Origin of the sequence: Pseudomonas sp. 2995-1, from assembly GCF_002742505.1 — a bacterium.
In the GTDB taxonomy this organism is placed as follows: domain Bacteria; phylum Pseudomonadota; class Gammaproteobacteria; order Pseudomonadales; family Pseudomonadaceae; genus Aquipseudomonas; species Aquipseudomonas sivasensis.
This window is the reverse complement of record NZ_LJSA01000138.1, coordinates 1-255: the sequence shown is the minus strand read 5'-3', so window position 1 is coordinate 255 and position 255 is coordinate 1. Positions and strand designations below refer to the sequence as shown.

Here is a 255-nt window from a genome sequence, read left to right as displayed (position 1 = left end):
GAATAGTAACTATTATCCTTTAGAATCTGACCTTCTCTAGTATATTGATCTGCTATATCTTTTAAATTTGACATAGCATCGTTAACTTCCTCAACAGCAGCAACTAACCGATCTGACACTACCTGTGATTCATTAATGAATGCAATGAATTCTTGATCCTTATTCGTACTTTTTTCTTTATGCTGTTTATTTTTTTGAAAAAATTCGTTTAAAAGTTTCACCATTGGAACATTCCTCCCATGAACACTGTTATAT

The 255-nt window shown here is 31.4% G+C and carries 1 protein-coding gene; it reads right to left on the bottom strand.

Features of this window, described 5'->3' with window-relative positions; all coding sequences use genetic code 11:
• The coding region (locus AOA61_RS30780) for a hypothetical protein (protein ID WP_218197314.1) at nucleotides 1–224 on the bottom strand (224 nt) is incomplete at its 3' end.
• Nucleotides 225–255: the final 31 nt, after the last annotated feature.